This is a genomic window from Paraburkholderia fungorum, assembly GCF_902833645.1.
Taxonomy (GTDB): domain Bacteria; phylum Pseudomonadota; class Gammaproteobacteria; order Burkholderiales; family Burkholderiaceae; genus Paraburkholderia; species Paraburkholderia fungorum.
In genome coordinates, this window is the sequence record NZ_CADFGE010000008.1 from 382,016 (window position 1) to 403,186 (window position 21,171).

Sequence of the window (21,171 nt, forward strand, 5' to 3'; positions counted from 1 at the left end):
TGCGCCCTCGCCACACTGCACGCCAGCACCGCGGCCGCCGTGCCGGCGCACGCCGACACCCTCACGCATCCCCACATCGAAGCGGCCCGCGCGGACTGGCAGTCTGACAGCCCGCCATCGGCAGGCTGGGTTTCAGTATCGCTACCCGACGACTGGTCTTCACGCTGGCCGGAATTCGATGGCGTCGTCTGGTATCGGCTCTCATGGCAACAGGCAGACGTAGCGCATCCTGCCGCGCTAATGCTCGACTATCTGAACATGGCCGGTGCGATTTATCTCAACGGCAGCTTGCTCATGCGCGACCGGCATCTGCTTGAACCGTTGACGCGCGCCTGGAACGCGCCACGCTATCAGGTCCTGAGTCCGCCCTTGCTGCGCGAGGGCACCAATACGCTGCTGATACGCGTGTCGGGGCTGTCGCAATACCAGCCCGGACTTGGCAACATATCGATCGGCGATCCCGACACGCTCCAGCGCAGCTACGAAGCCGAATACTGGCTGCGCCACGATCTGCAACTCTCCAGCCTTGCCGTCACGGCCACGCTCGGCTGCTTCTTTTTCGCGTTATGGCTAATGCGTCGGCAGGAAGCCGTCTATGGCTGGTTCAGTTTGATGTCGCTCGCCTGGTGGTGGGTGGCGCTCAACCAGGTGGCGACGAGCCCATGGCCGTTTGCCAGTACTGACGGGTGGGAAAGTGCCAACTCGATCGCGCTGATTATCTATAGCGCGGCATTCACGATGTTCTCCATACGCTTTTGCGAACGGCGTTTGCCACGTATCGAGACCGTCCTCTGGCTACTCGTGGCCGTCGGCACGATCGTCATGCTCGCGACACCGCACAGCGATATGGGCATGACGCGCGCCGTCCTGACCGTGGCGCAGGCCTGCAGTTTCTTCGCGACCTGCTTTGCCTTTCTCTACGTCGCATTGCGTCACGGTCGCACCGATCATCGCATTCTGTCGATCTGCATTGCCATTTTCCTGATCGCCGGCATGCATGACCTCCTGACGTTCCTCGGTATCCTCAACGACAATCGCTACTACTCCGCACTCACGTCGCAATTGCAGATGATCGGCATGGCGCTGGTGCTCGCCTGGAATTTCGTCGCCAGTCTGCGCCGTATCGAGCGCTTCAACGAGGAGTTGAACATCACCGTCGACGCGGCCAGGGCCGAACTGGCGAACACACTGCACCGCGAGCACGAACTCGAAGTCGCCAACGTCAGGCTCAACGAACGGCTCAATCTCGCCCACGACCTTCATGACGGGCTGGGCGGCACGCTTGTCAGCAGCATTGCCACGCTCGAGCACGCACCGCACGGTATCCCGTCCGGACGCTTCCTGTCGATTCTGAAAGAGCTGCGCGACGATCTGCGCATCATCATCGATACGGCCTCGACCCAGCGGCCCGGCGAATCTCCGCTGGCCGATCAGATCGGTCCGCTGCGGCACCGGCTCACGAGCCTGCTGGAAAGCCACGGCATCGAGTGCCGCTGGTCGATCGCCGGTCTTGACCGGTGCTACCTGCCGCCCTCGAAAAGCATCGACGTCATGCGGATTCTTCAGGAAGCCCTCACCAACGTCTTCAAGCACAGCCGCGCCAGCCAGGTGGAGATCGAGCTGCACAGCGACGAGCGCGAACTCGCACTCGCTGTTCGCGACAACGGAATTGGTTTCGATCCCGCCGCGCTCCAGCAGCATGCGGGAACCGGCATGCGCAGTATGCAGGCGCGTGCGCAGCGGCTGGGCGGAACGCTGCGGATTCGATCCGCTGCCGGCCTCACGGCACTGGATATGCAGGTGGCGCGAGCTGAAACTGAACCCATGCTTCGTTAGGCCGTGAGCGGACGCTCACCCACACGCCACAGCCAGGCGACGCCACTGTATCGCCGGTCGTGTGCGGGACCGGCATCGGCATCGGCACCAGGGGGCACGCCAGATACTGCGTGCTATGCTTGGATCGGTAACCTTTTTGCAAGAAACCAACCCGTATCCGTGCCGACAACACGGTAAGCGCCGTTCAGAACGCTGCACGGGTCGGCACAAGACTGAGCCGGACACGATCGCGACCGCCGACCATGGACTACCGTCATCTGCAACAGCGCAAGAGCTTGCACGGCCGCATTGTGCAGGAGCTAGGCATGGATATCGTCGGCGGGAAAGTACAGCCAGGCCAGCGCCTGCCTGCCGAGACTGTGCTGTGCGAGCGCTATGGCGTGAGCCGCCCCGTGCTGCGCGAGGCGACTCGCGTACTGGTGGCAAAAGGTCTGGTGGTATCGAAACCGCGTGTGGGCAGTGTGGTGAAGCCTCGCGCGGATTGGCACATGCTGGACCCCGACGTCCTGTTCTGGACGATCAACAGTGTGCCGGAGGGCGAGTTCTTCGGTTCGCTGCTGACCGTGCGCCGCGTGATCGAACCCGCGGCGGCGGCACTCGCCGCCACGGCGGCAACCAGCGAGGATCTCGCGCGCATCGCATCGGCTTACGATCAGATGGAACGTGCGGAAACCGCAAGCGCGCTACTGGACCCCGACCTCGAGTTTCACCGCGCCATCATGGCGGCCACTCACAACGACCTGCTGGCCTATATCGGCAACATGCTGTCGCTTGCCCTGTCCGAATCGATCAAGCTGACGAGTCGCCATCCGGACACGCATGCGTTGTCGCTGCCTCGTCACAAGGCGATTCTCACCGCGATCCAGAGCCGCGATCCGCTGGGTGCCCGGCAGGCAAGCCTCGTTCAGCTCGACAATGCGCGTGCAGACGCCGTAAGCGTGCTGGAAACCGGCGGCCAGTTTCAGACGCACCCCTGATCCGCACGCAGCGAACGCCTGACGTCCCGCGCGTTGCGCTTCTTTCGTGCAGCCACCCGATAGTCATACTATTCAGGCACCCTATAACGCACAGCAATTCGGCTCCGCGAGATCCGCACTGAGCGAGGCGGGGCTACTCCATCATCGTGTTGCGCCGCACTGCTTCAACCCAATATCGAAGGCCGCGCTGCAGCGCAAAAATTTAATTAGTCCGACTAGTTAAGGGTATACATCGATTAGTAGGCGAAAGAGCGTGATATAGCATTTTCTGGTGGGTAGTCATGCGTACGCGCGTGCACGTGGGCTTCATGAACGAAATGATGCCCGGCTCCGGTGTTGCTCTTGCCGGGGCTTTTCCTGCTTGCGCCGTCATGGACCGTGAAGTGTTCAATAATTGAGAGACGGGAGATAGAAATGGCGCAAGCGAAGGAAGACGAAGACGAAGTGCAAGGCACGCGTCGGGGCTTGTTAAAAGGCGCGGGACTCTCCGCGGCACTCGCGTTAATGGGTGGGATGGGCGGCATGGGTGGCCTGATCACGCAGGCCCAGGCGGCGGAAGGCGGTTCGTTCCCCGGCCACAAGCGGTGGAAAATCGTCTTCGTCAATCACGTCACGACAAATCCGTTCTTCGTTCCCACGCAATACGGCATTCAGGATGCGACGGCCATGCTGGGAATGGACTACCAATGGACCGGCTCGGCCAATGCCGACATCGGCGAAATGGTCAACGCAGTGAACGCGGCGATCGCCGCGAAAGCCGACGCGATTGCCGTACCGATCGTCGACCCGAAAGCATTCGACAAACCCATCCAGGCCGCGCTCGACGCGGGCATTCCCGTGTTCGCCTATAACGCCGACGCGCCGTCCGGCTCGACCAATCCGCGTCTTGCGTATATCGGTCAGGATCTCTATCTTTCCGGCTATCAGATGGGCGAGCGAATCTCGAACCTGATCGACAGCGGCCTCGTCGCACTCTTTATCGCCACGCCAGGACAGCTCAACATTCAGCCGCGGCTTGACGGCGCCGCCGCCGCAATCAAGAAATCGGGCAAGAAGATCGACGTGCAGACCATCGCAACCGGCGCGACCGTCAACGAAGAGCTATCGAAGATCAAGTCCTTCTATCTCGGCCACCAGGATCTCAAGGGCATGTTTGCCGTGGATGCGGGCAGCACTCAGGGCGTGGCCGAAGTGATGAAAGAATCCAACCTGCCGTCCAAAGGTATCCACGGCGGCGGCTTCGATCTGTTGCCGCGCACGGTCGATCTGATTCACGATGGCTTCCTCGATTTCACGATCGATCAGCAGCCCTACGTGCAGGGTTTCTATACGGTCGTGGAGGCGTTCATCTTTCTCGCCTCCGGTGGTCTGGTAGGGCCCGCCAATGTCAACACGGGCCTGAAGTTCGTCACCAAGGGCACGGTCGATCCGTACCTGAACACATCGACGCGCTATGAAGGCAAGAGCACGAAAGCCCAGATCGTGCCACGCACGGGTGCGATCAAAGGGTGAGCGCTCCCGTGACGGACGTTCAAAAATCCGCAATGCGTCCGAGGCGCTGGTCAGGCGCGCTCGGACGTTCCAGCGAAATTCGCATCTTGGCGGTCGCGCTGATCCTCAGCATCTACTTCGAGAGCGTCAACCATGACTTCCTGCTGACCAGCGCGAGTCTTCAGAATCTTTCGCAGTTCATCGCCCCGGTGGCGATCATCGCCTTCGGCGAAATCATGCTGATGATCGGCGGGGAAATCGATCTTTCCGCCGGGATGGTCTTTGCGTTCGCGCCTTTCATCATGTATTTCGCCATCGAGGCCGGCGTGCCCGCATGGCTCGCGATCATTATCGGCGTGATCGCAGCGGGCCTGGTCGGCCTGATCAATGGCGCGGTGACGGTGTACCTGCGCATCCCCTCTTTCGTGACCACGCTGGGTACGTTGTTCTTCGTGAACGGCCTCACGCTGACGATCTCGCGAGGTACGCCGGTTTCGCCGCCGGAGAACTCCGCGTTGGCTGCGTTCATGGGGGAATGGGGTTACAGCGAAATCATCTGGACGCTGGCCATTGCCGCCTTCATGCACGTGTTGCTGCGTCATACACGCTGGGGTTTGCATACGATCGCGTCGGGAGCGAATCAACTGGGTGCGAGCGAAGCGGGGATCCAGGTCAGACGCCTGAAACTTGGCAACTTTATTCTTGCCGCGGTGCTCGCCGGCTTGACCGGGATACTCGAAGGTTTTCGTATCACGTCGATCGATCCGCAAGCGGGCGGTAACCAGATCATGTTTCTTGCGGTTGCCGCGGCCGTGATTGGCGGCACGCCGCTCGCCGGCGGCTCGGGCACGATCATCGGCGGGCTGATCGGCGCGGCGGTGCTCGGCATTCTCAATGACGGCTTCACGCTGATCGGTATCAACGCCTTCACCTTCAACATGATTCTCGGCGCGGCGATCCTCGGGGCCATGATCTTCAACATCCACGTGGTTCGTCTCGCACGCAAGGGAGAGCTGTGATGTCCGAGGTGCCGGAGGCGCTGCGCGGCGAAGATATCGTCAAGCGTTTCGGTGCGGTCACCGCGCTCGATGGGATGTCGCTAACACTCCGACAGGGCGAGATCCTTGGCGTGCTGGGCGACAACGGCGCCGGCAAATCGACCTTGATCAAGATCCTGACGGGCTTTCATCAGCAGACCGGCGGCAAGCTCTTTGTCGGCGGCGAGGAAACCTTGCTTCGCTCGGTCGACCATGCCCGTTCGCTCGGCATTGAATGCGTCTACCAGGATCTGGCGCTGGCCAATTCGCTGAGCATCTATCACAACATGTTTCTCAATCGCGAGATCATCCGGCGCGGGCCGTTCCGGCTGTTGAACAATCGCGCCATGCGTGAGCGTGCCGCCGAGTGTCTGGAAGAAATCGGCGTGCATGTGCCGTCGGTCGATCTGCCGGTCGAACAGTTGTCCGGCGGACAGCGGCAGGCTATCGCGGTGGCTCGCGCGGTCAATTCGAATGCGAAAATTCTGCTGCTCGACGAGCCGCTCGCCGCCATGGGCGCCCGCGAAGCCGGGCTAATCATCGACCTGATCCTGCGGCTGAAGAACAAAGGCGGCCTGTCGATCATCATGATCATGCACAACTACGCGCAGACGCTCGATATCGCGGACCGGGTGATGCTGATGCAGCGCGGGCGCGTCACGTACCAGCGCGAAGCCGCGAGTACGTCGGTTGAAGAATTGATGGATATCGTGCGGCGCGAATATCGCGCAATGCGAACAGCGGCGAACTGATCCCGCAAGCTGCGCGCAACGCGTACTGCCTTGCGCAAAATGCCTAAAAAAAAAGCCGGCCCTATGAGGGCCGGCCAAATGGGTTCCGGCCCACTCCGAGGGCCAGTGCCGGAACCGTGTGCAACCGGTGTACAACCGGTGTACAACCGGCCATGTTCAAAGATTCGGCAATCGGTCTTCAACCGGCTCGTAGCAATAGCGAAACTCGCGATCCCCCATCGGCCACGAGTTTCCCGTGCTATCCGTCAAGATCCAGTCGCCCGGGTGCACCTTGCGCCAACCCTCCGGTGTGGCAACGGCCCACAACTGCCCCTGGCGTTCTACTCGCGGGTGATCGCCTGGGGCAAACCATCTGCTTGCTTCCACGGTTGAACCTCGATTACTGTGCCTACTGAAGCGCATCCTCGCACCCTGTCTGTCGATCTCAGGAGCGGACCTGTGGCGCCTACAGGTCCGCAGCAGACTGTCTGCTGAAACAACACCGCGTTCGACACCGCATTCGCGGCACACGGTTTCAATCCCAGGCCAGCTTGCTGAACTGATAGCCCTTGCCGCGGACCGTCTTGATGCGCTGCGACGTACCGGCGTGGTCGTGCAGCTTGCGACGCAATTTGGAAATGCCGCCGTCGATCGTGCGGTCGAGCCCATCGAATTCGATGCCGCGCAGTTGCCGCATCAACTCGTCACGGCTCACCACCTCGCCCGCGCAACTCACCAACGCCCACAACAAGTCGAACTCGGCCGATGTCAGATCGGGCTGGCTGCCATCCGGGAGCTTGACCGTACGGCTTGCCCGGCAGATCTCGAACCTGCCGAAGGTATAGCGCTCGGGTTGGGCAGCCTCCGCCGCACGCGTAGTCACGGGGCGCGATTGCGCCTTGATGCGCGCCAGCAGCACGCGCGGTTCGACGGACTGATGTATGGGGGCGTCCGCGCCGAATTCGCGGCCCAGTACTTCGGCGAACTGTTTGTTGCGCTCGGGCACCATGATGATCATCCCGTCGAACTGCTCGCACGCGTCGCGGTAAATCTGCAAACCGTCCTTGCCTGACAGGTTCGCTTCGAGGATCGCCAGGTCCGGACGACGCTCGAGAATGGCCGGCACGGCGTTGTTGCCGTGCAGCACCGCCTCGACGTCGTATTCGCGTTTGCGCAAATAGTCGGTGACCAGCGCCGACAGGCGGTCATCGTCTTCGACAAACAGGATCCGGAATGACATGGGACGAATCGTTCACGACGAGTTGTTTGAATAGCGGCAGGCAAAGGCATGGCGCGATGCACGGTCAACACGCAACAACGCCGCGCCAGCCTGCTCGACGCGCAGCATAGCTTATGCGTTGGACATCTTGCGCACCCCTATACAAATCTCCACAAATGCACAAGCAATTCGACATGGGCGCACACAATCCATCGGCCTGATCGGTAGCGGGGAAGACCTGCCGCAACGAAAGGCTGGCGCAATGCGTGGCCGCCGCATTTTTGGCGGAAGAGTTCGTGACGCGCTTAAGGTTGTGGGCCGATAATTCCCATGGCGACCTCCAGTAGCCTGAGTTGGCCGGGTACTGCTGCACTCCCCTGGCACACAACTGCCGTTCGCGATTTTTTCGACGCCACCTGTCCGTCAGCATGCGGCCCGCGCGTCATTGTAGTGGCGGCTCAATGCAATTCGCCCGCCCTAACCCCATGACGGAGGCTCATATGCAATATCTATTGATGATCTACTCGGAAGAGAACGGCTGGAACAAAATGACCGCCAGCGAGCGGCAGCAAGGCGTTGCAGCCTATCAGGCGTACACCGAGTCGTTGAAAAAAGCGGAGGTGCTGCTGGGCTCCAACCGGTTGCAGCACACGAGCACGGCCACCACGGTACGGCTTGTCGACGGCAAGCCGCAGGTGCTTGACGGACCGTTTTCCGATTCGAAGGAGCAACTCGCCGGCTACTACCTGATCGACGTGCCCAATCTGGACGCGGCAATCGCGTGGGCGTCGCGTTGTCCCGGCGCGGCGCACGGCCTGATGGAAGTGCGCCCGGTCTGGACTGCCCCCTACGACGCGCCATCTGTTGCATGAACCCGTCCGGCGGCGACCGTGACGCTGACGGTGCCACACATTCGATTGCGGAGGCGGTCGCTCGCCGCAGTTACGGCAAGCTCGTCGCGCTGCTGGCGATGCGTACCCGCGACGTCGCCGCGGCCGAGGACGCGCTCGCCGACGCGTTTGCGGCCGCGCTCGCGGACTGGCCGAAGCGCGGCTGCCCCGCGAATCCCGAAGCGTGGCTGATGACGGTGGCGCGCCGCCGGGCGCTCGACGGCGCGCGACATCGCCGGGTCGGCGATGAAGTGGTGAACCAGCTCGCGATCCTCGCCGACGAGATCGACGAACGCGAAGCCGGCCTGTTGCCCGACCGGCGGCTTGCGCTGCTGTTCGCTTGCACGCACCCGGCGCTCGACGCCGCGATTCGCACGCCGCTCATGCTGCAGGTGGTGCTGGGGCTCGAAGCGAAGACGATTGCGTCCGCGTTCCTGATGTCGCCCGCCGCGATGACCAAGCGTCTCGTGCGAGCGAAGAACAAGATCCGCGAAGCCGGCATTCCGTTCAGCGTACCGGAGCGCGAGGAGCTGCCCGAGCGGCTCGCTGCGGTACTGGAAGCGGTCTATGCGGCGTATGCGGAAGGATGGACCGATCCGGTCGGCAGCGATACCGAGCGGCGCGATCTCGCCGGCGAGGCGCTGTTTCTTGCACAACTGCTCGTCGAGCTGCTGCCCGAGGAACCGGAGACGCTTGGTCTGCTCTCGCTGATGCTGTACGCGCAGGCGCGGCGCGATTCGCGACGCGACGCAGCCGGCGAGTACGTGCCGCTGTCGGCTCAGGATCCGGCGACATGGAACGCACCGATGATCGACGCCGCCAGCGCGTTGTTAAGACGCGCAAGCGCATTCAATACCATCGGGCGCTTTCAGCTCGAAGCCGCGCTGCAGTCCGCGCACGTCCACCGCTGCTGGACGCATCGCCCGAACTGGGATGAGATCGTGCAACTCTACGATGCGCTGCTCGCGCTCTCGGCTTCGCCGGTGGTCGCCGTGAACCGAGCGCTCGCGCAGGCGGAGCGGGACGGCCCGCGGGCGGCGCTCGACGCGCTCGAGCCGTACGCGGACGATCCGCGACTGAGCGACTACCAGCCGTACTGGGCCGCGCGTGCCGATCTGCTCGCGCGTGCCGGTGCGACGGCCGAAGCGCTTGGCGCGTACGACCTCGCGATCGGACTCGAACGCGATCCGGCCGCGCGCCGGTTTCTGCAGCGCAAACGCACTGAGGTGTTATCGGCGGGAAGTTAGATCGGTGCAGTCCGCCAATCAACGCTCGACTTTCGACATCACCGCCGTCGTCGGATCATACCGGTAACCCTTCTGCGAAAGCCGCTCGGCCATCGTCGCGCCGATCAGCTTTTGCTGCGTGTCCCGGGATATCAGATCGCTATCCGGCTTGAAGCGCTCAAGTTCGGACGAGAGCTTGCGGATGAGCGCCACTTCTCCTGTACTGCGCGAGTCGATAAACAGAAGCTTCTCGTTTGCCGCAGCGAGTCGTTCCTTGAGATCCTTCGCGTGCGCGACCCACTGTTCCGCGATTGCCCTAAGATCGTTAAAAGCCTTCTCATGCGCTTTGGCCTGAGCCGAAATCTGGCGTTGCAACTCGGCGACTTCTTCCGCCGACGCTGATTCGGACGCTTGATTGGCAAGCTGAAGATGGCGTCGTGCTTCTTCCGCGCGAATTTTTTCGACTTCCGCGAGACGTTGCGCCAACGTCGTCGCGTGCTGCTCGGCGGCCTCGGCCCGTTGCTTTGCGCTGGTACCGTCTTGTGCAACCCGGGCCAGTTCCTCGCTCGTTGCCGACGCGTTCTGCGATACCCGAGCCAACTCAGCTTCCGCCACCGTTTTCGCCTCGGTGATAGTACGAACCTGTTCCCGCGCCGCCTCGAGTTCGCTCGTCACACGCTGCAGTTCGCCCAGTTGAAGCGACGCTTCATCGTGCCGCGCTGCGCCTGCATCGCGCTCTGCCGCGAGCGCGCTGCGCGCTTCGCCCAGCTCAGCCTCAAGCGCAGCGATCCGCGCCAGGCTCTCATGTGCCTGCGCAGTGGCCGCTTCTACGCGCGACGACGCCGCGCCGGCCTCCTGCGCCCATCGTTGCGCATCGGCCGATTTCGCCTGCTCGACGTCGGCAAGCTGCTGCTGCAACGCCGCGGCATGCTGTTCGGCAGCCTCCGCCCGCTCCTTGGCGGCCGCGGCGTCTTGTGAGACCCTCGCCAGTTCGGCGCTCGTCGCCGAGGCATTCTGTGCAAGCTGAGCCAGTTCGGCATCCGCAGCGGATTTCCCTTCCGTGATGGCGTCAAGCTGTTGCCGCACCGCATCGAGTTCGCTCGTCACGCGCTGTAGTTCGCCAAGCTGAACCGACGCTTCCTCGCGCCGCGCTGCGCTCGTCTGCTGCTCTGCCGCAAGCGCGTTGCGCGCCTCGGTCAGTTCGGCCTCTAATGCGGCGACCCGCGCCAGGCTCTCGCTCGCCTGCGCCGCGGCGGCGTCCGCACGCGATGAGGCCGCGCTCGATTCCTGAGCCCATCGCTCCGCTTCAACCGTCTTCGCCTGTTCGAGGTCCGCAAGTCGCTGCGCTAACGTCGCGGCATGCTGTTCCGCCGATTCTGCCCGCTCCTTCGCAGCAGACGCCTCCTGCGAAATCCGGGCGAGCTCGGCATCCGCCGCCGCTTTCGCTTCGGTCATCGCACCAACCTGCTCCCGCGCCGCTTCGAATTCCCGGCTCACACGCTGCAATTCGTCGAACTGAATCGCGGCTTCCTCACGACGCGCTGCGCTTGTCTGGCGCTCGGCTTCAAGTGCGTGACGCGCCTCATCCCTTTCGGCTTCCAGTCCGGCGACCCGCGCGAGACTCTCGCTCGCCTGCTCCGTGGCCGCTTCCGCGCGAGCCGACGCCGCAGTTGCCTCTTGCAATGCTTTATCCGCTTCGGCCGACTTCGCCTGACAATCGAAGCCCAGCGAGGAAATCTCCTGCCGCGCCTCGTCGAGCGCCTGCTTCATCCGCGCGATTTCGTCGTTCTGGGTCGACACGGCGGCGGCCAGTTCTTCGCGCGCCTTGCGCTCCTCGTCGAGATCCGCCCTGGTGTGCTCCAGCGCGGCCTGTTCCGTCGACACTCGCTGCGCCAGTTCTGCCGCGCGAGCCTCGCCCGCTTCGGCCCGGCCCGTCGCAGCCGCGAGTTCCGCTGTGAGTCGAGCGGACATGGCCTCGGAAGCACCTAATGCATTCGTCAGCGCAATATGGCGCTCGCGCTCTGCTGCAACTTCTTCGGCCGACTTCTGGTACTCGACTAGCACCTCATCGCGTTCCGCACGGAGAGCGTCGAGTTGCTGGTTCACGGCGCTCAGGTGCTGACTGACCGCTTTGTCGGCTTCGCCTTGAGCCGCCATCCAGAGCCGATCCGCGGCGTTCATCATGGTTTCGGCAATATGCCCCGGCAATGCAGCCTGCACCTGCATAGGCGGCGTAACGGGCTGCCGCACTTCGCGCCAGCGTTGCAAAGCCGCTGCAATGGCAACAATCGACCCGCCGGGAAGCTCCGGCCAAATGGTCACCGGGGAAACTTTCCGGCCTTCCTCGACCATGCGATCCGCGATTTCCGCGACCCGTTCGTCCGTGATGGTGTCTGCGTCCGTGAACATAAGTGCCTCAAAGCTCAATATGGCTTGCCAGAAAATAGAGTACCCAATACGTTACCGCATTCGAGCGTATTGCCGATGAAAGGACGTGGGTTTGCCCATATCGCATGGGCAAGCAGCGTCGCGGGTTCAGTGATGGCGATCACACCCGCAAAGTCGCCGACGCCCGACAAACGCCTGACGCGTCACGACGGCTGGCCTGCTCCATAACCTCCGGGCGCGGTTGCAGGCGCGGTCAGATCTTCGTCTGAAGCGGGATGTGCCGTCTTGCCGGCCTGCACACCGCTCGATTCGACAATTTCAACCCGCAGACTGCCTTGATTATTCCAGTACGCCCAGCTGGCGTCGTTGGCAAAGCAATATAGATAACCTGAGTGGGGTGCCTCGACCTCCACCTCTCGACCGATTCTGAAGTAGAAGGGTTCCGGCGGCACGCCCGCCTCCCCCGGCTCCGCTGGGTCCCCCGGGTATGAAATCGCACCGCAGAGTTCGAACCAGTTCGCCCCCTTGACCCGTTTGGACCAGGCCAGCAGGCGTAGCAGCCACGTACCCCGCGTACCCTCCGCGCCCGACGCGCTGTCCCCATCCAGCCATGTTTGACCGTCAGGCACCTTGAACCGGTAGCGCACGCCTTGCTTCATGAAAATACCTGTCCAGTTCCACAACGAACTGGCGAAAACCCGTACCTGAACTGGGACCGCGGGGTTGACGTTGGGTCGATAGGGAGCCTGAAAGATGGGCGGATCGGCCTGCCGCGCCAAGGCCAGCGCCGAGATCGATTCGGCGCATATCCGCGAATCCTTCGCCAGATACGGGAAGGATCGCGGACGAAAGCCGATTCTCCTGTAGAAGCCCGTCAGCGAGTTATGCAATACGCCATGCACCGCGGCTGGCGACGACTGATCCGCATCGGCTAACTGCTCCAGCATGGCTAGCGCGAACACCGCGCCGCAGCGCGCGGCCTCGGCCATCATCCATTTGAGCGTGGCGTCGGAAAGCCCGGTTTCCTTGTAGCCGCCGCCGACGTCAGCGTGCACCCCAGGGAACCACAACTGGGTCACGCGCACCGGGTCGCAACCATCCGCATCCGTCCACAAGGTTGGCAAGAAGTTGTTGCGCTGCTCGTCGATCGCGAGGGCTTGTACCGCGCGTTCAACTTCTGGCGACAGCGTCGTGTCATGAAATTCGAAACGCTGCCTGCCGAGGCCGAATAACTGCGCAATTTCAGGGACGCCGAGCGCGCCCACCGTCTCCCATACGCCCAGGAAGCGAATGGGCGGCGGTTTGCCGTGCGCGGCGCGGAAGCGTTCCTGCCGGCTGACGTTCGCCGGTATTTTTGGGTCGAGCCGGTACAGGTTCCATGCCTCTTTGACCAGCGCCCAGCTTGCCCTGTGCGGCAACCCGCAGTGATGCAGCATGCCCACCAGGCTTCGCGCGGTGAACGCGCCACGGGAGAAACCGATCACGAAGATTTCAGAACCTTCTTCGTAGTGGTCGGACAGCCACTTGTAGGCGGTTCGAATGTCCCGGGAGAGTCCTAGTCCAAGCGCGCCGTCGATGACGCGGCGCACCCTGCCTTCGTTGGCACCAATGCCGACGTGATAGTACCGAAGCTGTTCGATGCCATCGCCGCCGCGCTCGCTCAGCGCGTTGAAAAAGCGGACAACGTTCGTTGGAACAGGCACCCCCTGAAACTCGTCGCTGTCCGAGTTCCAGGTGCCGTCACAGCAAACGAAAAGTCTTTTCATGTTTGTGGTCCTTCTCGTCCTGCGAGACGTTCATCACGCAGTGCAACAACCGTCACCTCATATTTCGACTCGCGAGCCCAGTTCGATCACCCGGTTCGTGGTCAGCTTGAAATAAGCCGCCGGGTTGCCGATATTGTGCGCCATCACACCGAAAAGTCGTTCGCGCCACACCGGCATCCCCTTGCCTCCGGTTGCCACCACGGTGGCATGACTGAGGAAATAGGACACCTGTGCCGGATCGACCGCGAGACCCTTCGGCTCGCAGTCGCGCAGCGCTTGCGGAAGATCGACCTCGTCCTTGAAACCGTAGGCCACGATAATCGTGTAGCAGTCGTGGCCAAGCGACGTGATCGTCACGCGTTGCTCACGCGGCACATAGGGCACGTCCAGGTTGATCACATGCACGAACAGCACACGCTCGTGCACCACGTGGTTGTGCGCCAGGTTATTGACCAGTGCGTGCGGCACGGTGTTGGGGTCGATGGTCAGGAACACCGCGGTGCCGGGCACGCGGGTCGCCGCCTTTGCGAACAGGCTGTCGAGGTATCTGGCCAGCGGCAGCGCGCCGGCATGGACGCCGGCCTCTTCGACCATCAGTCCACGGCCGCGGTGCCAGGTGGACATGATGGTGAACATGATCGCGCCCAGCAGCAGCGGGAACCACCCGCCATCCACGAACTTCAGCAGATTGGACGAGAAGAACGCCAGGTCGATGACGAAGAAAAAGCCGGTGGCCAACACGCACAGTAGCCAGTTGTAGTGCCATGCGTAGCGCACCACGTAGAACGTGAGGAAGGTGGTGATCATCATGGTGCCCGTTACGGCGATGCCGTAGGCCGAACCCAGCGCCGTCGAGGAGCCGAAGCCCAGCACGGCGGCCACCACCGCGATCAGCAGCAGCCAGTTGATGGCGGGCACGTAGATCTGGCCAACTTCGCGTTCCGACGTATAGATGATGCCCATACGCGGCATGAAGCCCAGTTGCATGGCCTGCCTCGTCATGGAAAACGCGCCGCTGATCACCGCCTGCGACGCGATCACGGTCGCCACCGTGGCCAGCACTACCATCGGAAAGAGCGTCGCCGACGGGAACAGGTGGAAGAACGGGTTATCCACGGTCTTGGGGTCCGACAACAGCAGCGCGCCCTGACCCAGGTAGTTGAGCGCCAGCGCGGGCAGCACGAGAGCGAACCAGGACAGGCGGATCGGCGGCGCGCCGAAGTGGCCCATGTCGGCATATAGCGCCTCGGCGCCGGTCAGCGCCAGCACCACCGCGCCAAGCGAGATAAAGGCCCGCCAGCCGTTGCGCAGCAGAAATTCGAGGCCGATGAACGGGTTGAACGCGTCCAGGATGGCCGGCGCGCGACCGATGTTGAGCAGTCCCACCACCGCGATCACGCCGAACCACAGCACCATCACCGGCCCGAACACCGCGCCGATCCCGGCCGTGCCATGCCGCTGCATCAGAAACAGGGCGACCAGCACGACCAGCGCGATCGACACCACGTAGGGTTTGAGCTGCGGCTCCGCCACTTGCAGACCTTCCACCGCGCTCAGCACCGAGATCGCCGGCGTGATGACGCCGTCGCCATAGAACAGCGCCGCGCCGAACACACCGGCAAGCAGCAGGCCGTTACGCAGCCGCGGGCGGTCCATCACCGAACTGGAAGCCAGCGCCAGCAGCGCCATGATGCCGCCCTCGCCGTGGTTGTGAGCGCGCATGATCAGCGTCACATACTTGAGCGTCACCACGATGATCAGCGACCAGATGATGAGCGATACCACGCCCAGCACATTGAAGCGGTTGAGCACCAGCCCGTGGCTCGAGTCGAATACCGTGCTCATGGTGTAGAGCGGACTGGTGCCGATGTCGCCGAACACAATGCCGATGGCGGCCAGCGCCAGTTTTGCCATCGACCCGTGGCCACGTTCTCCGATGTGGCCGGCCTGGACGCCCGTTTGCGGATCCGCAGACGATTTCATGAATGGCTCCTTCTCTATGAGTGAGGACCCCCGCCAACGAACGATGCGCCGTCCCGAGCGCCAGGCGGCCCGTCTCCTGCCATGGCTGAGCTGCGGCCTGCCTGTCGATAACAGCGTATAAAAAAAAGGGCGCGTTTCAAAGCATCCGCTTCAGCTTGCCTCCGATTCCCCGTCCATGATGAGTAGAAATAGCGTCGACTGCGACGAGATGTTCAGCTTCCTGTAAAGATTGCGCCGATGCACCTTGGCGGTGGCCGGCGACACGCCAAGCAGTTTTGCCATATTTTTGGTCGAATGACCGGCCAGAATCATCAGCGCGACTTCAATCTCACGCTGGGTCAACGAAGCATTGGAGCGCTTGTGCAACGCCTGTTCGAAGTGAAGACGCCGGTCGCTTTGCGCGGATGAACTGACCGGCGGCGGGAGTAGCGCTGTCTGCGCCGACAGCGCATGGCACATCAACGGCAGCAACCATGCGCCGTACAGGCAGAGCGTGCCGATTTCAGTCGCGTTGAAGCGGCGTTCGCTACCCAGCGATACGGACAGCGTGCCGCCCGCCGGCAGTGGCGCCAGAAGCTGCACCTCGTCTTCCAGCACGTTCACCGAAAAATAACGGCGAAAGTATTCGGTTTCGCGGAAATGATCGGGCGCCACTTCGTCGAGACAATACACACCCGGGCTGATCGCGCCGAGGCTGAATTGATAGAAAGGGTCCAGCAAATAGACGCTATTCAAATACCCTTTGAACAGTTCGTCGTGGGGCGCGCGCGCCGGGATTTCCGCGATCAACTGGGGCGTTCCGTTGGGCCAGAAAATCATCACCACCCAGTTGTCGACGTGGACCACCTTGCGCAACAGGTCGATCAGCGCTTGCCAGAACTGTTTGTCGTCGAGTTTCTCGACCAGACGTCCAAGCCGCTGATGAAACGCAACGTCCGATACTTCAAGCTGCATGCCGGTCTCCGCCAACTACCCCTTAAAGGGTAGGCCGCATTATCGTTCTAGCCCTTCGGCCGGATTTTCACTCATTGCCCGCCACCCTACCATCTCCATACCCCGCCGCATGCGCGTCGACAAGCTTGCTCGCAACGAGCAACACAGGAGAAAAGTATGGGTATCAGAGACATTGGCGTTCGAGTTGGCCACGGCACGCCCGGTCCGTTTAACGGCATCACCGACGTGCAAGGCGTAAGAGTCGGCCATCGTACCCTGGTCGAAAATCGCGCAGAAGCGTCGATTCGAACCGGCGTGACGATCATCGAACCGCGCCCTGGCATCGCCCGGTTCGAGCCATGTTTTGCCGGCTGTCATGTGCTCAATGGAAACGGCGATGCCACCGGTCTCGAGTGGATACGCGAATCCGGCCTGCTGACCACGCCCATTGCGTACACCAATACGCACAGCGTCGGCGTGGTTCGCGATGCACTGGTCGCCGCCGAACGCGCGTCGGTTGGCGATAGCCAGTACTGGTGCATGCCGGTGGTGCTGGAAACCTTCGACGGCGTACTGAACGACATCTGGGGCCAGCACGTCACCGCGGCGCATGTCCACGAGGCGCAGTCCAAGGCCCGCAGCGGTCCCGTGGCCGAGGGGTCAGTCGGTGGCGGCACCGGCATGATCTGTCATGAGTTCAAAGGCGGTATCGGAACCGCCTCGCGCAAGCTCGCTCAAGAAGATGGCGGCTGGACGGTCGGGGCGCTGGTCCAGGCGAACTACGGACGCCGCGACGCATTGCGTGTGGCCGGCTATCCGGTTGGGGAGGTGTTGCGGGATCTGCCGTCGCCATTCGACAAACGTCAGGCGGGCGTGCCCGGCATGGGGTCGATCGTCGTGACGCTTGCGACCGACGCGCCGCTGCTTCCCCATCAGTGCACGCAGCTTGCCCGGCGGGCAAGCATTGGATTAGCCCGGGTGGGCGGCGGCACGGAATACTCCAGTGGCGACATTTTCATCGCGTTCTCGGTCGGCAACCACGGCATACCGCCGGCGGATTACGGCAAGCCGGGCGAACCTGTCATCAACCTGCGCAGCGTCAGCCACGATTTCATCTCTGCGCTATTCGTCGCGGCTGCGGAAGCGGTCGAAGAGGCCATCCTCAACGCACTTGTTGCTGCTGAAGATATGCACGGACGAGGCGTTCATGTTCCCGCGCTCGGCGTCGACCGGCTACTGAAAGCACTGCAACAGGTTGGCTGGCGCCGCGACGCCGATCATGCAATCCGCCCGTTCGCTGACTGACTGACGCTTCTTCCCGTTGCCTGAACTCCTTCATTAAAACCGAAAGGTCACTATGACATCTCGCCCGCTCCTCACTGTCCTCACTGGAATCCTCGCAGCATCGGGGCTGCTGGCCGTGACGGCCAATCTTGCCAAAGCCGAAGAACTGAATGTCTACAACTGGTCGGACAATATCGCCGACGACACCGTAGCGGGCTTCGAAAAGGAAACCGGAATTCACACGCGCTACGACGTCTATGACGGCGACGATACCTTGCAGGCAAAGTTGCTCAGCGGTTCGTCGGGTTATGACATCGTGGTGCCGTCGTCCAGCTATGCCGGCAAGCAGATTGAAGCGGGGGTGTACCGCAAGCTCGACAAGAGCAAGATTCCCAATCTGGCTAATCTCGATCCCACGCTCATGAAGATGCTTGCGTCAGCCGACCCTGGCAATCAGTACACCGTGCCGTGGTCATGGGGAACGGACGGCATCGGTTACAACGTCACGAAAGTGACGCAGATATTGGGCAAGGACGCCCCTTACGATAGCTGGGACCTGCTGTTCGATCCGCAATACGTATCGAAGTTGAAGACCTGCGGCGTTTCCATACTCGACTCGGCGGAGGATGCGTTTTCGGTGGGCCTGATCTACCTGCATAAGGATCCCAACAGCACCAACCCCGCGGATTATCAGGCCGTGTACAAGCTGCTCAAAACGATTCGCCCGTACATCACGCAATTCAATTCGTCCGGCTACATCAACGATCTGGCCAATAACGATGTCTGCATTGCGCTGGCGTGGTCGGGCGACGTCGGGATCGCGAAGCGGCGTGCGCAAGAGGCCCATCGCGCCTACGAGATTCGCTACGTCATTCCCAAAGGCGATGGCGTGCTGTGGTTCGATTTGATGGCGGTTCCCAAAGATGCGCCTCATCCCGAAGCCGCCATGCAATGGATCAACTACATCCTTCAGCCCAAGGTTAGCGCGGCGATCACCAATCAGGTTTTCTACCCCAACGCTAACGCGGCTGCCCGTGCCTACGTGAAGCCGGATATTCTCGATAACGAAGCGGTCTACCCTCGCGGCGACAAGATGAAATCGCTCACACTGTCATTGCCGTTGCCGGCCGACATCCTGCGACTTCAGAACCGGCTGTGGACGCAACTCAAGTCCGGGCGATAACTTCGCCGCTGTTCGGGCCGCGCAAACTGCCGCTGCGAGCGAATCACGACAACCCGACTCACCGCTCGATCGCGCGCGTGCGTCGGGCTGTCTGTTGTCACTGACCGTAGACGTCGAAGTCGAAATATTTTTTCGCGATTCTGTCGTACGTGCCGTCCGCGCGAATGTCGGCGATCGCCTTGTCGATCTTCGCCTTCAGGTCGGTATCTTCTTTGCGCAAACCGATCGCGGTCCCGCTTCCCAGCGTCTTCGCGTCGTAAAGCGGATTACCGGCAAATGCGAAGTCCTTGCCTCGCGGCGTGTGCAAGAATCCGACCTCGGCCTGCACGGCGTTTTGCAGCGATCCGTCGATGCGCCCGGCAATCAGGTCCGAGTAAACGAGATCCTGATCCTGGTAAGACGCGATCACCGCGCCGGCCGGCTCCCAGTAGGTTTTCGCGTACGTTTCCTGGATCGAACCCTGCTCGACGCCGATTCGCTTGCCGGCCAGCGCTTGCGGCGTCGGCAGGAGCGTCGAGCCCTTCTTCGCGACAAGGCGAGTCGGGATACGGAATACCTTCGACGAGAAGGCGATCTGTGTCTGGCGCGCCGGTGTCATCGACATTGTCGATAGCACGCCGTCAAACTTGCGCCCCTTCAGTGCGGGAATCATCCCGTCGAACGCATTCTCGACCCACACGCATTGCGCGTTCAGGCGGCGGCAAATCTCATTGCCGAGATCGATGTCGAAGCCGACCAGCTTGCCGTCGGCGGATTTCGATTCGAACGGCGGATAGCTCGCGTCGACACCGAACCGCACGGTCGACCAATCCTTCGCGATGGCGCTGCCGGACGATACGGCGAGCAGCGCAATCGTCAGGGTTGCAAGCAGGGATTTCATGTTTTTCCTTTCGTCATTCTTTTGAAGAAATGCGCGACGTGAGTGAACAAGCGCAAACGTGCGGTAAGCACGCCAGGGCCCGTTGCCGGAACTGCATCCGGCGCGCAGCGCCCGACATTCGACCTTAATCCGCCCATCCCTACAAATGCATTAAACAAATCACTTCATGCATGCAACGCATATCACACGGCCGCCAGTGAGAAGATGAAGCGGCCGATACCCCGCTACCTGCGCCATGAGAACCGGCTGCGAACACAGTTCAAGTGCGGCGGCTGCAGCCGGGTACAGCCGGTCCCGCTGCAGCTTTAGAGAATCACGGAGTCGGCGTAAATCTAAACGCGTGTTTCCAACATGTGGCTTGATAGATCGGAGTCCGTATCATGACGACAGCAATTTTTGTCTGAACTATCCGCGCAGCCGGATAGCGTAACGGCAAGTTACGTTCGACGTGGTGGGAACACGTAACGTCCAGGGCGTAACACGCGCCGCGCTATGCCGTCACGGTGTTTCGCACTCCACCTCGTGCAGCTCGTCCGGCAAGGCCCCGCTGCACCACGCACCACTCAATTCCGGCACGAACCATACGCGGAGCGTACCGCTTTGCGCTAACAATGCATTGGCTCGGAACTTGCAGCGGCCAAATGCCCGAGCAAGCCATATCCGAGCATGGCGCTACCGCAGCCAGCTCCAGAAAAACGATACGAAGGCGACGCGCACACACGCGCGGTGTCGGGCTCAAAGCAAGCGTTCAGGCAAGACCGATCAGCGGTTTTCCGGGGGCACTGATTACACCTTTGACCAATCAGGACGCGATTTCATCGCGAAAGGACTAATCATGGCTCCCTTCAAACGCACTCTCGTTGCGTCGGCAAGCGCACTCCTATGGTGGTCGCTAGCGACCCCGGCTCACGCCGGAGATGTGACCGCCCCCACTCCTCCCTCGATGACGCAAGGCGGCGGATGGACAACCCCCGGGCAACCGGGATCGGGATTCTCGTGGACAGGAGGCAGCGGCGCGCCCAGCGGATGGACCGGCAGCGGTTCGGGCGTGAGTAGTGGCTCCGGTTTTAGCGGCAGCACGACCTGGGGCGGCGTGACGGTTTCCGGCTCGGGGTACGGCGGCGGTTTTGCAGGTGGCGGAATGGGTGGTTATGGCGGGTATGGCGGCGGGTACGGAGGCGGCTCTGGAGACGGCGGATCCGGCGGTTCGGGTGGTGGGAACGGTGGCGGCTCTGGGGATGGCGGCCACGGTGGTTCGGGTGGTTCGGGTGGTTCGGGTGGTTCGGGTGGTTCGGGTGGTTCGGGTGGCTCGGGTGGCTCGGGTGGCTCGGGTGGCTCGGGTGGCTC

General features: G+C 62.1%; 15 protein-coding genes and 1 pseudogene. 10 read left to right on the top strand and 6 right to left on the bottom strand.

Annotated elements, in window-relative coordinates; all coding sequences use genetic code 11:
• The first annotated feature begins 39 nt into the window (after positions 1 to 39).
• The 5 genes from HWX91_RS24910 to HWX91_RS24930 all read left to right on the top strand — a co-directional run bounded on the left by HWX91_RS24910 (position 40) and on the right by HWX91_RS24930 (position 6,093).
• On the top strand, positions 40 to 1,836 hold the full coding sequence (locus tag HWX91_RS24910; RefSeq protein WP_244144132.1) for a sensor histidine kinase: 1,797 nt from the start codon (positions 40 to 42) through the stop codon (positions 1,834 to 1,836).
• Between the two features lie 242 nt (positions 1,837 to 2,078).
• A complete protein-coding gene (locus HWX91_RS24915; RefSeq protein ID WP_028195232.1) occupies positions 2,079 to 2,813 on the top strand; it encodes a FadR/GntR family transcriptional regulator in 735 nt (244 codons plus the stop codon).
• Between the two features lie 414 nt (positions 2,814 to 3,227).
• On the top strand, positions 3,228 to 4,325 hold the full coding sequence (locus HWX91_RS24920; RefSeq protein ID WP_028195233.1) for a sugar ABC transporter substrate-binding protein: 1,098 nt from the start codon (positions 3,228 to 3,230) through the stop codon (positions 4,323 to 4,325).
• 32 nt (positions 4,326 to 4,357) lie between these two features.
• The gene (locus tag HWX91_RS24925) at positions 4,358 to 5,323 is read left to right on the top strand and encodes an ABC transporter permease (RefSeq protein ID WP_042274205.1); all 966 of its coding nucleotides are present in this window, start codon (positions 4,358 to 4,360) and stop codon (positions 5,321 to 5,323) included.
• Positions 5,323 to 6,093, top strand: a complete 771-nt coding sequence (locus HWX91_RS24930; protein ID WP_028195235.1) for an ATP-binding cassette domain-containing protein — start codon at positions 5,323 to 5,325, stop codon at positions 6,091 to 6,093. Before HWX91_RS24925 ends, HWX91_RS24930 begins: the two co-directional genes overlap by 1 nt.
• Before the next feature lie 514 nt (positions 6,094 to 6,607).
• Here the strand turns inward: HWX91_RS24930 and HWX91_RS24935 are convergent.
• A complete protein-coding gene (locus HWX91_RS24935; protein WP_028195236.1) occupies positions 6,608 to 7,312 on the bottom strand; it encodes a winged helix-turn-helix domain-containing protein in 705 nt (234 codons plus the stop codon).
• Positions 7,313 to 7,791: 479 nt separating this feature from the next.
• Between HWX91_RS24935 and HWX91_RS24940 the strand changes: the two genes are divergently transcribed.
• Positions 7,792 to 8,163: a YciI family protein gene (locus tag HWX91_RS24940; protein ID WP_028195237.1), complete on the top strand. Its 372-nt coding sequence runs from the start codon at positions 7,792 to 7,794 to the stop codon at positions 8,161 to 8,163.
• Positions 8,160 to 9,428, top strand: a complete 1,269-nt coding sequence (locus HWX91_RS24945) for an RNA polymerase sigma factor (protein WP_028195238.1) — start codon at positions 8,160 to 8,162, stop codon at positions 9,426 to 9,428. Before HWX91_RS24940 ends, HWX91_RS24945 begins: the two co-directional genes overlap by 4 nt.
• Positions 9,429 to 9,446: 18 nt before the next feature.
• Here the strand turns inward: HWX91_RS24945 and HWX91_RS24950 are convergent, their stop codons facing one another.
• The 4 genes from HWX91_RS24950 to HWX91_RS24965 form a co-directional block, all read right to left on the bottom strand.
• Positions 9,447 to 11,816, bottom strand: coding sequence for a DNA-binding protein (locus HWX91_RS24950; protein WP_028195239.1), 2,370 nt, complete (start codon positions 11,814 to 11,816; stop codon positions 9,447 to 9,449).
• Positions 11,817 to 11,998: 182 nt separating this feature from the next.
• Positions 11,999 to 13,561 carry a DUF2235 domain-containing protein gene (locus tag HWX91_RS24955; protein WP_028195240.1) on the bottom strand — a complete coding sequence of 521 codons (1,563 nt, stop codon included), beginning with the start codon at positions 13,559 to 13,561 and terminating at the stop codon, positions 11,999 to 12,001.
• A gap of 57 nt (positions 13,562 to 13,618) precedes the next feature.
• Positions 13,619 to 15,475, bottom strand: a complete 1,857-nt coding sequence (locus HWX91_RS24960) for a potassium transporter Kup (protein WP_081832970.1) — start codon at positions 15,473 to 15,475, stop codon at positions 13,619 to 13,621.
• Between the two features lie 219 nt (positions 15,476 to 15,694).
• Positions 15,695 to 16,498: a helix-turn-helix transcriptional regulator gene (locus HWX91_RS24965; RefSeq protein WP_028195242.1), complete on the bottom strand. Its 804-nt coding sequence runs from the start codon at positions 16,496 to 16,498 to the stop codon at positions 15,695 to 15,697.
• Between the two features lie 156 nt (positions 16,499 to 16,654).
• Here HWX91_RS24965 and HWX91_RS24970 point away from each other — a divergent pair, with 156 nt between their 5' ends.
• Both HWX91_RS24970 and HWX91_RS24975 read left to right on the top strand, forming a co-directional pair.
• A complete protein-coding gene (locus HWX91_RS24970; protein ID WP_028195243.1) occupies positions 16,655 to 17,782 on the top strand; it encodes a DmpA family aminopeptidase in 1,128 nt (375 codons plus the stop codon).
• A gap of 52 nt (positions 17,783 to 17,834) precedes the next feature.
• The gene (locus HWX91_RS24975) at positions 17,835 to 18,944 is read left to right on the top strand and encodes a polyamine ABC transporter substrate-binding protein (protein WP_028195244.1); all 1,110 of its coding nucleotides are present in this window, start codon (positions 17,835 to 17,837) and stop codon (positions 18,942 to 18,944) included.
• A 97-nt stretch (positions 18,945 to 19,041) separates the two neighbouring features.
• Here HWX91_RS24975 and HWX91_RS24980 read toward each other — a convergent pair whose 3' ends face one another.
• Positions 19,042 to 19,824 carry an ABC transporter substrate-binding protein gene (locus HWX91_RS24980; RefSeq protein WP_028195245.1) on the bottom strand — a complete coding sequence of 261 codons (783 nt, stop codon included), beginning with the start codon at positions 19,822 to 19,824 and terminating at the stop codon, positions 19,042 to 19,044.
• 835 nt (positions 19,825 to 20,659) lie between these two features.
• On the opposite strand from HWX91_RS24980, the pseudogene HWX91_RS24985 reads away from it, so the two are divergent.
• Positions 20,660 to 21,171, top strand: a pseudogene (locus HWX91_RS24985) (hypothetical protein); the annotation flags it as partial.

Excerpts from the sequence above, each read along its gene's own strand:
- HWX91_RS24975 (WP_028195244.1), top strand. The coding sequence starts at position 17,835 with ATGACATCTCGCCCGCTCCTCACTGTCCTCACTGGAATCCTCGCAGCA.
- HWX91_RS24925 (WP_042274205.1), top strand. The coding sequence starts at position 4,358 with ATGCGTCCGAGGCGCTGGTCAGGCGCGCTCGGACGTTCCAGCGAAATT.
- HWX91_RS24930 (WP_028195235.1), top strand. The coding sequence starts at position 5,323 with ATGTCCGAGGTGCCGGAGGCGCTGCGCGGCGAAGATATCGTCAAGCGT.
- HWX91_RS24920 (WP_028195233.1), top strand. The coding sequence starts at position 3,228 with ATGGCGCAAGCGAAGGAAGACGAAGACGAAGTGCAAGGCACGCGTCGG.
- HWX91_RS24960 (WP_081832970.1), bottom strand. The coding sequence starts at position 15,475 with ATGGCAAAACTGGCGCTGGCCGCCATCGGCATTGTGTTCGGCGACATC.
- HWX91_RS24945 (WP_028195238.1), top strand. The coding sequence starts at position 8,160 with ATGAACCCGTCCGGCGGCGACCGTGACGCTGACGGTGCCACACATTCG.
- HWX91_RS24965 (WP_028195242.1), bottom strand. The coding sequence starts at position 16,498 with ATGCAGCTTGAAGTATCGGACGTTGCGTTTCATCAGCGGCTTGGACGT.
- HWX91_RS24950 (WP_028195239.1), bottom strand. The coding sequence starts at position 11,816 with ATGTTCACGGACGCAGACACCATCACGGACGAACGGGTCGCGGAAATC.
- HWX91_RS24970 (WP_028195243.1), top strand. The coding sequence starts at position 16,655 with ATGGGTATCAGAGACATTGGCGTTCGAGTTGGCCACGGCACGCCCGGT.
- HWX91_RS24935 (WP_028195236.1), bottom strand. The coding sequence starts at position 7,312 with ATGTCATTCCGGATCCTGTTTGTCGAAGACGATGACCGCCTGTCGGCG.
- HWX91_RS24980 (WP_028195245.1), bottom strand. The coding sequence starts at position 19,824 with ATGAAATCCCTGCTTGCAACCCTGACGATTGCGCTGCTCGCCGTATCG.
- HWX91_RS24955 (WP_028195240.1), bottom strand. The coding sequence starts at position 13,561 with ATGAAAAGACTTTTCGTTTGCTGTGACGGCACCTGGAACTCGGACAGC.
- HWX91_RS24915 (WP_028195232.1), top strand. The coding sequence starts at position 2,079 with ATGGACTACCGTCATCTGCAACAGCGCAAGAGCTTGCACGGCCGCATT.
- HWX91_RS24940 (WP_028195237.1), top strand. The coding sequence starts at position 7,792 with ATGCAATATCTATTGATGATCTACTCGGAAGAGAACGGCTGGAACAAA.